Annotated in this window: 12 protein-coding genes; 9 read left to right on the plus strand and 3 right to left on the minus strand. The window is 55.6% G+C overall.

Annotated features, from left to right (window positions below):
* Positions 1–66: 66 nt before the first annotated feature.
* A complete protein-coding gene (locus tag YERSI8AC_RS09120; RefSeq protein WP_022523962.1) occupies positions 67–1,263 on the plus strand; it encodes an ATP phosphoribosyltransferase regulatory subunit in 1,197 nt (398 codons plus the stop codon).
* The gene (locus tag YERSI8AC_RS09125; protein ID WP_022523961.1) at positions 1,263–2,558 is read left to right on the plus strand and encodes an adenylosuccinate synthase; all 1,296 of its coding nucleotides are present in this window, start codon (positions 1,263–1,265) and stop codon (positions 2,556–2,558) included. The genes YERSI8AC_RS09120 and YERSI8AC_RS09125 overlap by 1 nt, the downstream gene beginning before the upstream one ends.
* A 79-nt stretch (positions 2,559–2,637) precedes the next feature.
* Here YERSI8AC_RS09125 and cobO read toward each other — a convergent pair whose 3' ends face one another.
* A complete protein-coding gene (gene cobO / locus YERSI8AC_RS09130; protein WP_141441287.1) occupies positions 2,638–3,237 on the minus strand; it encodes a cob(I)yrinic acid a,c-diamide adenosyltransferase in 600 nt (199 codons plus the stop codon).
* 248 nt (positions 3,238–3,485) lie between these two features.
* Between cobO and YERSI8AC_RS09135 the strand changes: the two genes are divergently transcribed.
* The 4 genes from YERSI8AC_RS09135 (at position 3,486) to YERSI8AC_RS09150 (ending at position 8,589) form a co-directional block, all read left to right on the plus strand.
* The gene (locus YERSI8AC_RS09135) at positions 3,486–3,971 is read left to right on the plus strand and encodes a YajQ family cyclic di-GMP-binding protein (RefSeq protein ID WP_007114656.1); all 486 of its coding nucleotides are present in this window, start codon (positions 3,486–3,488) and stop codon (positions 3,969–3,971) included.
* A gap of 67 nt (positions 3,972–4,038) precedes the next feature.
* Positions 4,039–6,669: an aminopeptidase N gene (gene pepN, locus YERSI8AC_RS09140; RefSeq protein ID WP_027959069.1), complete on the plus strand. Its 2,631-nt coding sequence runs from the start codon at positions 4,039–4,041 to the stop codon at positions 6,667–6,669.
* A gap of 55 nt (positions 6,670–6,724) precedes the next feature.
* Positions 6,725–7,684, plus strand: coding sequence for a lipid kinase YegS (yegS, locus tag YERSI8AC_RS09145; protein ID WP_022523958.1), 960 nt, complete (start codon positions 6,725–6,727; stop codon positions 7,682–7,684).
* A 44-nt stretch (positions 7,685–7,728) separates the two neighbouring features.
* Positions 7,729–8,589, plus strand: a complete 861-nt coding sequence (locus YERSI8AC_RS09150; protein WP_159176621.1) for a hypothetical protein — start codon at positions 7,729–7,731, stop codon at positions 8,587–8,589.
* Between the two features lie 58 nt (positions 8,590–8,647).
* On the opposite strand, the gene YERSI8AC_RS09155 is transcribed toward YERSI8AC_RS09150, so the two are convergent.
* Entirely contained in the window at positions 8,648–8,851 is a 204-nt protein-coding gene (locus tag YERSI8AC_RS09155) for a cold-shock protein (RefSeq protein ID WP_007114660.1), read from the minus strand.
* A gap of 133 nt (positions 8,852–8,984) precedes the next feature.
* Here YERSI8AC_RS09155 and YERSI8AC_RS09160 point away from each other — a divergent pair, with 133 nt between their 5' ends.
* A complete protein-coding gene (locus YERSI8AC_RS09160; RefSeq protein WP_159176622.1) occupies positions 8,985–9,641 on the plus strand; it encodes a LysE family translocator in 657 nt (218 codons plus the stop codon).
* Between the two features lie 35 nt (positions 9,642–9,676).
* On the opposite strand, the gene YERSI8AC_RS09165 is transcribed toward YERSI8AC_RS09160, so the two are convergent.
* A complete protein-coding gene (locus tag YERSI8AC_RS09165) occupies positions 9,677–11,626 on the minus strand; it encodes a transglycosylase SLT domain-containing protein (protein WP_138800066.1) in 1,950 nt (649 codons plus the stop codon).
* 139 nt (positions 11,627–11,765) lie between these two features.
* On the opposite strand from YERSI8AC_RS09165, the gene YERSI8AC_RS09170 reads away from it, so the two are divergent.
* Together YERSI8AC_RS09170 and htpG are read left to right on the plus strand one after the other, a co-directional pair.
* Positions 11,766–12,098 (plus strand): YkvA family protein, encoded by a 333-nt coding sequence (locus tag YERSI8AC_RS09170; RefSeq protein WP_022523954.1) that lies wholly within the window; start codon positions 11,766–11,768, stop codon positions 12,096–12,098.
* Positions 12,099–12,250: 152 nt separating this feature from the next.
* Entirely contained in the window at positions 12,251–14,185 is a 1,935-nt protein-coding gene (htpG, locus tag YERSI8AC_RS09175; RefSeq protein ID WP_022523953.1) for a molecular chaperone HtpG, read from the plus strand.
* Positions 14,186–14,241 lie beyond the last annotated feature (56 nt).

Genomic DNA, 14,241 nt, shown 5'->3' on the forward strand with positions numbered 1-14,241 from the left:
ATTTGTTGACCGGGCGTCGCCCGGTTTTTTTGTGGCTCCTATTTCTTCAAGTTCAAGGCAATCGTCATGACCATCGCTGACCGCTGGCTACTGCCCGACGGCATGGATGAGGTGCTCCCGCCTCAGGCAAGCCGTATGGAAGAGCTGCGCCGCGCGCTGCTCGATCTTTACCACTGCTGGGGCTATGACCAGGTAATGCCGCCCCCAGTGGAGTTTCTGGACTCACTGTTAACAGGCACCGGCACGGATCTGGATCTTCAGACCTTTAAGCTGACCGACCAGTTAACGGGTCGCATGATGGGCGCCTCGGCGGACGTTACGCCGCAAGTTGCGCGTATGGATGCCCATTCGCTAAAGCGTCAGGGGCCGGTGCGCCTTTGCTACTGCACTAATGTACTGCGTGCTAAGGCAGACCAGCATCAGGGTGGCCGTAGCCCGGTGCAGGTGGGTGCTGAGCTGTTTGGTCATGCCGGGCTAGAAGCGGACAGTGAGATAATTCACTTGGCGCTGGCCAGTATGAAGGCCGCGGGCGCTGAGGAGATTCACTTGGCGTTAGGGCATATCGGCATCTATCGAAGCCTTGCAGAAGCGGCAGCGCTCAGTGACGAGCAGGAGCGTGCGTTATTTGAGGCGTTAGCGCTAAAATCACCCAGTCAACTGGCGCAGCATGTAGATGCCAGCGTCAGCGACCCGGCCTTAGCGGACATGCTGTTAGCTCTGGGTGATCTGCACGGCGGTGCGGATGTTTTACGCCAGGCGCGGGAGCGTTTTGCCGGTGCGCCGGCCTCGGTCACGGCGGCACTGGATCAGTTGGATGCGCTCTATCAAGGGGTGCTGGCACGCTTTGATGTGTCGCTCTACTTTGACTTGGCGGAACTGCGCGGCTATCAATACCACACGGGTATGATGTTTGCCGCTTATGTGCCGGGCTACGGACATGCGCTGGCTAAAGGCGGACGTTATGACGATACCGGGCGGGCTTTTGGTCGTGCGCGCCCGGCCACCGGCTTCTCGATGGATCTGAAACAGCTGGCGTCGCTGGCGCTGGCATCACCGAGTCGCGGGGCTATTTGGTCGCCCGCTGTGCAGGATGAGTCGCTCAACGCTGCCATTGTCGCGCTGCGTGAGCAGGGGGAACGCGTGATTCAAGCGCTGCCAGGGCAGCGTACTGGGCCGGCGGAGCATGAGTGTGACCGCCGTCTTGAGCTTATCGATGGTCGTTGGCAGCCAACGGCCCTGACACAAGAGACGAGTGCATCATAATGGGTAAGAATGTCGTAGTGCTGGGCACCCAATGGGGTGACGAAGGCAAGGGTAAAATCGTTGACCTGCTGACTGAGTCCGCATCCGCCGTGGTGCGTTTTCAAGGTGGCCATAACGCGGGTCATACGCTGGTCATCGACGGTGAAAAGACCGTTCTCCACCTGATTCCATCCGGCGTTTTGCGTCCAGGCAAAACCTGCGTGATTGGTAATGGTGTGGTGCTCTCGCCGGAAGCGCTGATCAAAGAGATCCGTGAGCTGGAAGCCAAAGGTGTGCCAGTACGCGAACGCCTGCGTCTGTCGCCAGCTTGTCCGCTGATCCTGCCCTACCATGTGCGCCTGGATCAGGCCCGTGAAAAAGCCCGTGGCATTGCCAAAATTGGCACCACTGGCCGGGGCATTGGGCCTGCCTACGAAGACAAAGTCGCCCGTCGTGGCCTGCGCTTAGGCGATATGCTGCATCGCGAACGTTTCGCTTCCAAGTTGGGCGAAGTGCTCGACTACCACAACTTCGTGTTGGTGAATTACCACGGTGAACCGGCGGTCGACTTCCAGGAAGTGCTGGACACGGCGATGCAAATGGCCGAAGAGCTGCGTCCCATGGTGTGCGATACCGTCAGTATGGTGCACGACCTGCGAAAAGCCGGTGAGAATATCCTGTTTGAAGGGGCTCAGGGCTCGCTGTTGGATATCGACCACGGTACCTACCCCTATGTAACCAGCTCTAACACCACCGCAGGCGGCACAGCCACCGGCTCTGGCGTCGGCCCGCTCTATTTGGACTACGTGCTGGGTATCACCAAGGCGTATACCACCCGTGTTGGTTCAGGCCCGTTCCCCACTGAGCTGTTCGATGTCGATGGCCGCCACCTTGCCGAGCGTGGCCACGAGTTTGGTGCTACCACTGGCCGTGCCCGCCGCTGTGGCTGGTTTGACGCTGTGGCACTGCGTCACGCGGTGCAAATCAACTCGGTCACCGGTATCTGCCTGACCAAGCTGGACGTACTGGACGGGCTGGAAAATATCCGCGTGTGCGTTGGCTATCGCAGTAAAGATGGTGACGTGCTGGAAACGCCAGTGGATTCAGAAGGCTATGAAGCTGTTGAACCCCTCTACGAAGACCTGCCAGGCTGGAAAGAGTCGACTCTAGGGGCTAAAAAGGTAGAGGATTTACCTGCCAATGCCCGCGCTTATATCAGTTACCTTGAAGAGCAGGTAGGTACCAGTATCGATATTATCTCCACCGGTCCAGACCGCATGGAAACCATCGTGCTACGTAACCCGTTCGATAGCTAAGCATGCTTTAAGCGGGCCATTAGTGAGCAGATGAGCAAAAGGGGCAACTTAGTTGCCCCTTTTGCATTGATGGTCAGGATTAAAAGTCGATACCCCGACGCGCCTGCAGGCCATTGTTGAAGGCATGGCGCACTTCCTGCATTTCAGTCACTGTATCGGCCATAGCGACGAGTTCGCGGTGAGCGTTGCGGCCGGTAATAATCACTGTCTGTTCTTTAGGACGATTCTCCAGTGCTTGTTTAACGGTTTCGATCTCCAGGTAGCCAAACTTGAGCATATAGGTGATTTCGTCGAGCACCACCAGATAGGTCTCTGGGTCTGCGAGCATACGCTCAGCCTCTTTCCACACTGCTTGGCAGGCGTCGGTGTCCGCTTGGCGATTTTGCGTATCCCAGGTGAAACCGGTAGCCATTATCGCCACCTCTAGATTGGCATCCTCCTCCAATCGATTGCGTTCGCCGCACTCCCACAACCCCTTGATAAACTGCACTACGCCCACTTTATAGCCATAACCCAAAGCGCGGGTGACCGTGCCCCAGGCAGCGGTTGTTTTGCCTTTACCGTTACCGGTGTTAACGATGATTAGGCCGCGCTGCTCGTTAGCACTGGCGACTTTCTCCTCTACGCGCGTTTTAAGCTTCTCCATAGAGGCTTTGTGGCGGGTGTCGCGGTCACTCATGGTATCTCCTGATAAAGCGGAAAGCTGAAAAATAGCCAATATTCATAATCCGCTAGCCTAAGCTATCAGCACAGGGTTGAACATCTTTATGGAGGTACTTGAAGATAATTTTTGTACAGGTATTTTCGGTGTTTTGTGAATATTTGTCTCAATAATGTACCCTAAAATCCAACAAAAAAGAACAGGATTGGCCCCTAGGGGGCTGGCTGCTCTAGAATAGGTGGTCATGTCTTTTCAGGAATTACATCATGCCCTCATTTGATATTGTTTCAGAGTTCGATAAACACGAAGGCGCTAACGCCGTAGACCAAGCTAACCGGGAAGTGCAGTCACGGTTCGATTTTAAGGGGGTCGATGCCAGCTTCACCCTTGAAGGTGACAAAGTGCAGCTAGAGGCGGAAGTCGATTTCCAGCTCAAGCAGATGCTCGATGTGCTGCGAGCCCGTTTAATCGCCCGGGGTATCGATGCCCGCTGTATGGATGTTCAAGACCCGGTGCTCTCCGGCGTGAAAGCACGCCAGGAAGTCGCTCTTAAGGAGGGGCTCGACGCGGCGGAAGCCAAAGATGTGGTCAAGCGCATCAAGGCCAGCAAGCTCAAAGTGCAGGCGCAAATTCAAGGTGAGAAAGTGCGTGTAACGGGTAAAAAGCGCGACGATTTACAAGCTGTTATGGCATTGCTGCGCGGCGAAGAGGGGCCGGATTTACCGCTCCAATTCGATAACTTCCGCGACTAGGTAGCGGTGTTAAGCTGTCGAACATTTTGAACTATGTAATATTCGTTTTATACAGGAGTCACGCACTATGTCTGATCCGCAGCCGGTTTATTTAAGCGACTACCAGCCACCCGCCTACCGGGTAACTCATACCGAGCTGACGTTTGATCTTGACCCCGCCGCGACCCGTGTGAAAGCGCGACTGTTGATTGAGCGACATCCAGAAGCTGACGCTAAGGCACCGCTCGTCTTAAATGGCGAGCACCTAAAGCTTATCTCCCTGGCGATTGATGCAACGCCGCTGGATGTCGCTGCTTATGAACTAGATGATGAAGTCCTGCGCATTGCTCAGGTGCCCGAGCGTTTTGTGTTGGAGAGCGAGGTGGAGATCGCCCCGCAGGAGAATACGGCGTTAGAGGGGCTGTACCAATCCAACGGTATGTACTGCACCCAGTGCGAGGCCGAAGGCTTCCGGCGGATTACCTTTTACCCTGACCGCCCAGACGTCATGGCGACCTTTAAGGTCACTGTGATCGGCGATCAGCAGCAAGAGCCGATTTTGCTGGCTAACGGTAACCCGATTGAGCGCGGCGAGCTGAAGGGCGGTCGCCACTTTGTTACTTGGGAAGACCCGCACCCCAAGCCCTGTTACCTGTTTGCTTTGGTGGCAGGCAACCTGCATAGCGTAGAAGATCACTTCACCACCATGAGCGGAAGGGATGTCACGCTGCAGATTTGGGTAGAAAAAGAGAACCTGGATAAGACCGAGCATGCCATGGCCTCGTTAAAGCGTGCCATGGAGTGGGACGAGCAGGCGTATGGGCGCGAGTACGACCTGGATCTGTTTATGATCGTGGCCGTCAATGATTTCAATATGGGAGCGATGGAGAACAAAGGCCTCAATATCTTTAACTCCGCCGCGGTCTTGACCCACCCCCAGACCGCCACCGATGCAGCGTTCCAAAACGTGGAAGGCATAGTCGCCCACGAATACTTTCACAACTGGTCGGGTAATCGCGTCACCTGCCGCGACTGGTTCCAGCTCTCGCTGAAAGAGGGCTTTACGGTCTTTCGTGACCAGTGCTTTTCGGCGGATACCAATTCAGCGCCGGTTAAGCGCATTCAGGATGTCTCCTTTTTCCGCACGGCCCAGTTTGCCGAAGATGCTGGCCCCACGGCGCATCCGATTCGTCCCGACCACTTTATCGAAATTACCAACTTCTACACCCTGACGATTTATGAGAAAGGGGCCGAAGTCGTACGCATGTTGCGTAATTTAGTAGGGGAGGAGAGCTTTCGTCGCGGTTCAGACCTTTACTTCGAGCGGTTCGACGGTCAAGCGGTGACCATTGAAGACTTTGTCGGCTGTATGGCTGAAGCCTCCGGTGAAGACTTCAGCCAGTTTATGCGCTGGTACTCCCAGGCGGGAACGCCGGATATTGATGCCCACGGTGAGTATGATTATGTTCAGGGCGAGTACCACTTGACGCTGCGTCAGCGTACGCCTGCAACACCCGGCCAGCCAGATAAGCTGCCGTTGCATATCCCGGTGCGTATGGGGCTGGTAGGTACCAAGTCGGGGCAGGATCTCACCCTGACGCTCAATGGCGAAAAGCTCGGCAAAGACGCGGTTATTCATCTACGTGACGATGAGCAAACGTTTGTATTCACCGATGTTGCCGAAGCGCCGGTGCCCTCTTTGCTACGCGAATTTTCCGCCCCGGTGAAGCTGCATTATCCCTATTCAAGGGAAGATCTCGCCTTCTTATTGACCCATGACAGCGATGGTTTCAACCGCTGGGATGCGGGTCAACGCCTAGCGCTTTTGGCCTTGGATGACTTGATTGCTGCCCATAGGAATGGCGTCGAAAAGGTCATGGATAGCCGCGTTGTCGATGCCTTTAGAGCGCTGCTGAGCGGGCCAATGAGCGATAAGGCGGTATTGGCAGAGATGCTGACGCTACCCTCTGAAGCATATATCGCCGAGCAGCAGCCCATTGTGGATGTAGATGCTATCCATGCCGCGCGGGAATTTGTCCGTCAGTCATTAGCCGTGGCTCTGCGGGATGAGTTTCTGGCTATCTATGAAGCCAATGTGACGGAAGAAGCGTACGCGCCGACACCGGAGCAAATAGCTCAGCGTAGCCTGAAAAACGTGGCGCTCTCTTATCTTATGTCGATTGAAGATGAGCAGGGCTTGGCACTGTGTGAAAGCCAATTCGCTGCTGACCACAATATGACCGATGTGCGTCAGGCGCTCACCCTGCTGGTGCACAGCGACCGCGACGACCTGGCTTCGCCAGCACTCAAAGCCTTCGGTGAGAAGTGGGCGCATGACCCGTTGGTGATGGATCAGTGGTTCACCGTCCAGGTATCGCGCCCTCAGCCAGATGTGCTTGAGCGGGTGAAGTACCTGATGCAGCATCCCGCCTTTTCACTCAAGAATCCCAATCGAGTCCGTGCATTGGTCGGCGCTTTTGCTCAGAACCGGGTTAATTTCCACCGTTTGGATGGTCAAGGCTACCAACTGCTGGCTGATGTGGTCATCGAGCTCAACCGGCTTAACCCGGAAATTGCTGCGCGGCTAATCACCCCGTTAACCCGCTGGCAGCGCTTTGATGAAACCCGCCAAGCACTAATGCGGTCTGAGCTTGAGCGGATCAAACAACAGCCGCTATCTTCAAATGTATACGAGGTGGTCGAGAAAGCACTGGCATAAGCGTTTAGCGCAGTAGTGAACAACCGCAGTTAAACCATGGAAAGGAATAACAATAGTGACAGACTCACAGCAACACTATTTACTGATTATCAATGGTAAATCCGCCGGTAACCCGGCATTGCGTGAAGCAGTCAATGAACAACGTCAGGCAGGGATGCTGATTACGGTTCGCGCTACCTGGGAAGGGGGCGACGCTGCGGATATTGCAGAGCAGTCTGGCGCCATGGGCATTACCCACGTGATTGCCTGTGGTGGCGATGGCACCGTCAGTGAAGTCATGAACGGGCTGATGCGCTTGCCTCATGACCGGCGTCCTGCGTTGGGCATTGTGCCCCTAGGCAGTGCCAATGATTTTGCTACCTCCGTTGGTTTACCGCTGGAGCCAGGCGCCGCTTTGGCCGCTGCACGGGAGTTAAGCGCCTATCCCATTGATGTTGTGCGCGTGACCGCAGGTGCAGGTGGCGAATCGTCCACCAGCTACTATATCAACATGACCACCGGTGGGTTTGGCGCTGAAGTTACCTCGTCGACACCGAAAACGCTTAAGCGGCTGCTCGGGGGCGGGGCTTACTCAGTGATGGGCGCGCTGAAGGCTTGGCGCCACCGCAGCTATCGCGGCACGCTCCATTGGGACGAAAAAGAGGAGAGTGCGTCTTTGTTGCTACTGGCGCTAGGTAATGGCCGCCAGTCGGGCGGGGGACAGGTACTGGGGCCGCGTGCCAAGCTGGATGATGGCCGTCTGGACGTGCTGCTGGTCAAAGACTTTCGGTCGATAACGGAACTGACCAAACTCATTAGCGAGCTGCAGAGTTTCCCCTATGACGGGCGATTCGTGCGCTACTTCACCACGACCCAACTAACCGTGACCACCCAGGCAAATGGTTCGCCCTGGCCACTCACGTTAGACGGCGAAGCGCGCTACTATGACCAGTTCTGCGCGGAAGTAGTGCCCCTTGCTCTGCGTGTGTTACTGCCTGAGGAGTGCCCGTTGCTCTCCTCGACCAGCCGGCCTTAGTTCTTTTGGCTCACATTGTTAACGTTATAAAGGAGAAGAATTAAATGGCAAATCGCGTGTGGATACCCGCGCTCGCCGCCGTGGCACTTTTGCTGAGTGCCTGCGGTGACTCCCAGGAAGATCCCACCGTGACACCCGATGATAATGCTGCGGTGACGGATGAAGAAACGGCTCGCGATGAGGGGGCGGGCGAAGAAGCGTCGGCCACGGCTGAAAACGCGACTGAGATGTCCAGTCCTGAAGAAGTAGAGGATGATATTGAGGAGCGCCAAGCTGCTGAGGAGCTTGAGCGAGCGGAAGCGCTGCGCGAGGATAGCGACACTCAGGCTAGTGGCAGTGCGACGGCTGGCGGTGAAGAGGTTGAGGCTGGTGAAGACACCCTGGCGGCGGATCCTGAAGAGGTGCTCGATGAAGAGAGCGCTATGCCGGGTGAAGCTACACGTTCCGATGTAGATGACATCATTGCCGAAACTGAACGCCGTTTTGAAGAGGCCGAGCAGCGTTTGGAAGAGCAGTTTCAGGAGGTAGAGCAGCAGGCGCCGACCTTGGAGCCGATGGAGAACGAGGATGTACCGCCTAGCTGGGACACCGAAAGCAGTCTGCCCGAGCGCACACCCTTGCAGGATGACAGTGATGTAACCGATGTTGACGCCTTGATTGAAGACACCGAACGTCGCTTTGAAGAAGCGCAGCAGCGGCTTGAGGAACAATTCCAAGAGTTGGAGAATCGTGAGGCGGAGAGTGGTGCTGTGGTCGAGCCGTCAGGCGAGCTTGATAGCAATGACTTTGACAGCAATGACTCCGATAGCGGTGATTCTGATAATCGTGATGTCGATAGCGCTGAAGATAGCCAGGAAACCGGTGCTAATGGAGAGTCGCGGAGTGAGGGAGGATCGCTTGAGTGATGGTCGTTAGGCAATAAAAAAGGCCCGCGTTTGCGGGCCTTTGTCCATCCGTTAGCAATTAAGCTGGGCGGATGTTGGAAGCCTGAAGGCCTTTTTTACCCTGAGTCACTTCAAAGCTGACTTTTTGACCGTCTTGCAGGGTCTTGAAGCCTTCAGCTTGAATTTCGGAGAAGTGGGCGAACAGATCGTCTCCGCCGTCATCAGGAGAGATGAAGCCGAAGCCTTTAGTGTCGTTGAACCACTTAACAGTGCCAGTTGCCATTTTCTATTTCCTTAACGTGCTTAGTAATCACGGGCAACTCTATTGTCCACCCGCTACAATTACTCTAGATGTAAACACGGCTGTCGTCCAGCGACATTCCTAAGATTTTTTATTTGGTTGCGAGCAAGCACAAATGATGCAGTTAGGTTTTATTGATGCGCAGTTTATTTCCTTTTTGGTAGCGATCACGTTGCTGACGATAAGCCCCGGTGTTGATACGTTGCTGGTGATACGCAATACGGCCCGCGGAGGCATCCGCGATGGGGTCACCACGAGTTTAGCTATCTGCTGCGGCCTGTTTGTGCATGCCACGATTTCTGCATTGGGCATTTCGTTGATCCTGCTCCAGTCGGCCTGGGCGTTTCATATGCTGAAGCTGGTGGGGGCGGGCTACCTAATTTGGCTGGGTATTACCAGCTTGTTAGCAGCGCGGAAAGGCCAGCCACTGCCGGTTAATGGTGTGCTAGAAGGTGTGCCTGCCGTTTCGCGCTGGCAGCCGGTCAAAGAGGGTTTTTTGTCCAATGTGTTGAACCCCAAAACCGTGGTGTTCTACATGGCCTTTTTGCCTCAGTTCATTGCTCCTGGCGATCCTGCGCTACTGAAGTCGCTATGGCTGGCGGGAGTGCACTTTATCATCGCCAATATTTGGCAAATCAGCGTGGTCATGATGGTGGGAAGTGCCGGCAAATGGTTGGCTAACGCACGTTTTGCGCAAGCGCTTAATGCCGCTACGGGCAGTGTATTGGTGGTGTTTGGTATTCGGCTGGCATTAACACAGCGCCCGGTATAAACCGGACGCTGGTAATGTGGTAGGTAGAGAAGGGCTTAGCGGCGGGCGAGCAGGGCTCGGTCGTAGCGTACCTGCTGCTCGTTATCGCTAAGCAGTGAAACGCCTTCGCTACTGCCACCGTTAGCGAGGCTTTCAAAAATCACCCGATAGCTAAGCACCGCCTGCACGTAGTCGCGGGTTTCGCGGAAGGGGATGCTCTCTACAAAGAGATCAAAGGCCTCTACGCCATCGCCCAGCCACTGATCGACGCGGCCAGGGCCCGCATTATAAGCCGCTGCGGCGGCCAGTCGATTGCCCTGGTAGCGTTGCAGCTTGTCGCGCAGGTAGGTGCTGCCCAGGCGTATATTAAGCTCTGGGTCGAGAACGCCGTAGGGGCCAGGATCGCTAATGCCCAATTCGCGACTGACTTGGCTGGCGGTGCCGGGCATTAGCTGCATTAATCCACGCGCCCCTGCGGGTGAAAGGGCGTTAGGGTTGTAAGCGCTTTCACGTCGGGTAATGGCCATCAATAGGTATGGATCCACGCCGGTGAGACGGCCCCAATGTTGAAAGCTATCGTGGTAGGCCTGGGGGAAGCGCCAATCCAAGGCGTCCCACATTTCAGCGGCAATGGTGGTTTGCACCAGGCGCGCATGCCACTGCTGTTGAGCGGCATAGTCGGCTAGCGCTCGTGCCTGTTGCGGCGAACCGCTCTGCACCGCGTGCAGCCACTCACTGTTGGCGAGACCATCCTCACCAATGCGTAGCAAGGCCTCGGTGCGCTGAACGGCGGGTAGTTGGGCAATACGTTGACGCGACGCTTCGTCAAAATGATTGCGTTCAAGATTCAGTTGATAGGGTTGGCCGAGCTTTTCTGCTGCTGCAAAGCCGTAAAAACTGCGATCCTGCGCAGCCTGTTGGTAGCGTGCTTCGGCGGCCGCCTGGTTGCCAAGCTGCTCATTGGCGCGGCCCAGCCAATACTGCCAACGGCTATTCTCCTGCTGGATAGCGGGCATTTCGGCAATCCAGTAGAGCACTCCGTTCCAATCCCGGCTAGCCAGCGCATTGCGGACACGCAGCTCTAATACGCGCTCGCTTTCCAGGCCCGGTAGCACGCTGTCAACCCAGCTTAGCGTGCCCGGTACATTGCGCACCAGGGCGTAAAAAGCCAGTTCTTCTTCAATAGCTTGACGGTCACTGGGCAGCAGGTTTAAACGCGACGAGAGCGTCTGCCAGGCGGCAAAGGCTGCAGGCGTATCTTCACGGGTGTAACGCTGCATGGCGGCCCGGTAGAAGCTTGCCGTGGCGGCACACTCGGGGCCTAGGCAACTGGGCGCCTGGGTAATGGCGCTGCTGCGCGCGGTGACACTATCCACCGTCTCTAGAGCGGTTTGCCACTGGCTGCTTAATAGCCCACCAAGATAGCTCGACAGGCGTGTTTCTCCCGCCTGCCAGGCGAGCATTTTACGCTCCCAAATAGCTGTGGCATCAATAGTGCCATTGGCCCGCAGGCGTGCAAATAGCGGGTCGCAAGCATTAGGCTGCGAGCTGCCTACGCGCCATAAAGCCAACCCCGCTTCGCTCGCCTGCTGAGGCTGCTCATCCAGCAGCGCCGTGTAGTAGTAGCACTGGCGAACCGTGCCCGCAGGCTCGCCATCGGCCACTGCCAGCAGGTCGCTATAGCGGCCCGCATGGCCATACTTTGCGATCGCTTGACCACGCAGCCACCCTGCTAGAGGAGAGTCTGCGTGCTGGTCGATAAATTGATGCACCCTTTCAGGAGCCACGTTAGGCAATTGCCCCCTTAAGCGGTGGTACTCCACATAGCCACGCAGCGGGTGGTCTTCAATTGAGCGCTCATCGACCCGTGCCCACTGCTGCTCGCGGGCAGCAGCGAGGGCATCGCGTAACTCACTATCGGATGCGGCCCACGAAAATGCAGGTAATCCCGCCAGTAGTGCTGTACACAGCACGCGGGCGGTATGGCGAAATGGCGAAACCAACATGGTGCTCTCTCTCTGTAAATCGGTGTCACTTAATCGGGGCTCGGGAGCAGCCCACGCAGTTTGCGGTGCAACCGCTATACTGAACGAATATTAGCCGTCATGATCTGACAGCCCAGATACTAAAAGGATTTAATTACCTATGGCCCCATTATCCACTTGGTCGTTGCTGCGTCGACTCAAATCACGCGTTTGGGCGACAAAACGTATAGTGCGTGCTTTAAAACTGTTTATCCCCATGACGCGAGACGTCATGCGTGGCGATTTTCGGCCTATTCCCTGGTCGGCATTCGGCATGATGGCATTAGCGCTGGGTTATTTGGTACTGCCGTTCGATCTGATACCCGATTTTCTGATGCTAATCGGCGTGGTGGATGACGTGCTGATTGTCGGCTGGCTGCTCAATCGTATCGATCAGCGCCTGGAAGGCTATCGAGCCTGGAAATATACCGATCCCGATATGACGCCTTCTTGACCCCAGCGGCTTGCTACCCCCCAGTGGCTTCTTGATCAAGGTTGCTTGAAAAATCGCTGCCTATCCCCATATCTACTCCACGAAACCATTTTATCCCATTGCATGTACACGCAGAGGGATGCGACTCAACGTGATTGATAAGGGCTAAGCGCATGACTACAGCTACCCACGAACAAGCGACTGATAAATCGGCTAACCACGAAGAAACGCTAGGCTTTCAAACGGAAGTTAAGCAACTGCTGAATTTGATGATTCACTCCCTGTACTCTAACCGGGAGATTTTCTTACGCGAGCTTATCTCAAACGCCGCCGACGCCTGCGATAAGCTACGTTACGCGGCTCTCGATAACGATGCGCTCTACGAAGGCGACAGCGAACTACGCATTGAAATCGAACACGACCGCGATGCCAACACTATCACCCTACGTGATAATGGCGTTGGCATGAACCGGGAAGACGTGATCGCCAACTTGGGTACCATTGCGCGTTCCGGTACCGCTGAGTTTCTCAAGCAGCTCTCTGGTGAGCAGCAGAAAGACGCCAAGCTAATCGGTCAGTTCGGCGTTGGTTTCTACTCGGGTTTTATCGTCGCTGATGAAATTTCGGTGCGCACCCGCAAGGCGGGTACAGACGCTTCAGAAGGCGTTGAGTGGCGCTCGAAAGGGGAAGGTGAATTTACCGTTGCCGATATTGAGCGTGCTCAGCACGGCACAGAAATCACTCTGCATCTGAAAGAGGACGCCAAAGAGTTTGCTGACGACTATCGGCTGCAGGGCTTGGTTCGTAAGTACTCGGATCATATCGAAGTCCCCGTGCGCATGCCGAAAACAGAAACGGCGAAGGACGACGAGGGCAATCCTATCGAGGGTAGTGAAGTGACTACCTGGGAAACCGTTAACGAGGCGACGGCGCTGTGGTCGCGTCCCAAGAGCGAGGTTTCCGACGATGAGTACAAGGCGTTCTACAAGCACGTTGCCCACGATTTCTCTGACCCCCTGACCTGGAGCCACAACAAGGTCGAAGGCAAGCTCGAATACACTAGCCTGCTCTATGTACCGGGGCGGGCACCTTTTGACCTGTTTGAGCGCGACGGTGCCCGGGGCGTTAAGCTCTACGTTCAGCGTGTCTTTATTATGGACGACGCCGAACAGTTCCTGCCGCTCTACCTGCGCTTTATCAAAGGCGTACTGGATACCCGCGAGCTGTCGCTAAACGTATCCCGTGAGCTGCTCCAGCAGGATCCCAATGTTGATAAGATCAAATCGGCGCTTACTAAGCGCGGTTTGGATATGTTGAAGAAGCTGGCCAAAGATAAAGAGCAGTACCAGACGTTCTGGAATACCTTTGGTAGCGTGTTGAAAGAAGGGCCGGGCGAAGACCCCTCTAATCGGGAAAAAATTGCTGGCCTGCTGCGCTTTGCCTCAACCCATACCGATACGGCTGCCCAGGAGCACGGGCTGGCGGACTATGTCGAGCGCATGAAAGAGGGGCAGCAGAAGATTTATTACGTCGTAGCTGATAGCTTCAATGCGGCGAAAAACAGCCCTCACCTCGAGATCTTCCGCAAAAAAGGCATCGAAGTTCTGCTGTTGTCTGACCGTATCGATGACTGGTTGATGAGCCATCTGACTGAATTCGACGGTAAAACCTTTGCTGATGTGGCCAAGGGCGAGCTTGATCTTGGCGATGTGGAAGACGAAGCAGAGAAAAAAGCTCAGGAGGAGACCGCTAAAGCCAAAGAGGAACTGGTGAAGCGCGTAAAAGAAGCGCTGGGCGATGGTGTTCAAGAGGTAAAAGTGACTCACCGCCTTACCGATTCACCGGCCTGCGTCGTGCTACCCGAGCATGAAATGGGCTACCAGATGCGCCGCATTATGGAAGCCGCCGGTCAGCCGCTGCCCGAGGTGAAGCCGATTCTTGAGCTTAACCCTAGCCACGCGCTGGTAGCGCGTTTGGAAGGGGCTGAAGGCGATCAATTTGGACAGTTAGCCCACATCCTGCTCGATCAGGCAATTATTGCAGAGGGCGGCCATCTGGATGACCCGGCTGCCTACGTGAAACGTCTGAATAGCGTCTTGACGGCTTAATGAGCCAATAACGTCAGACATGCGGCCCGCTTGGATTTCCAAGCGGGCCGCATCTG

Source organism: Halomonas sp. 113 (genome assembly GCF_904067645.1).
In the GTDB taxonomy this organism is placed as follows: Bacteria; Pseudomonadota; Gammaproteobacteria; order Pseudomonadales; family Halomonadaceae; genus Vreelandella; species Vreelandella titanicae.